This window comes from Stutzerimonas stutzeri (genome assembly GCF_000935215.1).
Lineage (GTDB): Bacteria > Pseudomonadota > Gammaproteobacteria > Pseudomonadales > Pseudomonadaceae > Stutzerimonas.
Genome location: NZ_JXXD01000362.1, coordinates 1 through 458, shown reverse-complemented (window position 1 = coordinate 458; position 458 = coordinate 1). Strand labels below are relative to the sequence as shown.

Sequence of the window (458 nt, the reverse complement as noted above, 5' to 3'; positions counted from 1 at the left end):
CATACAACGCCACCTGCGCCGTCGCCAGCGCGCTCCGGCCTTCCAGCGCCCGCTGGCGGGCCTGTAGCGCACCGCGCTGGGCGTCCAGTACCTCGCTCAGGTTCGCCTCACCCAGCTCGTAGCTGCGCTGCGCCAGCCGATGCGCCCGTTCACGGTGCTCGCGGGTGCGGTTGAGGGATGCGTGCCTGCGCTGCTGACCGGCCATTCTCGTCAGGCCCCGTTCGACTTCCTCCAGGGCTCGGGCCAGCGCCTGCTCGAAGGCGACATAGGCGGTCTCGCCCTCGGCATCGGCCAGGTCGATGGCGGCGCCGCGGCGAGGATAGTCGAGCAATGGCAGGCCGAACGTCGCGCCGACCCGGGCGAAGTTCGAGGCGCCGGATATCGCGTCTCCCAGAGCGAAGCCGGAGCGGCCCACCGCGGCCTGCACCGCCAGCTTGGGGAACAGATCGCGGCGGGCG

General features: G+C 72.1%; 1 protein-coding gene. It reads right to left on the bottom strand.

Annotated features, from left to right (window positions below; genetic code table 11):
- The coding region (locus LO50_RS23430; RefSeq protein WP_044316539.1) for a TolC family protein at window positions 1–458 on the bottom strand (458 nt) is incomplete at both ends.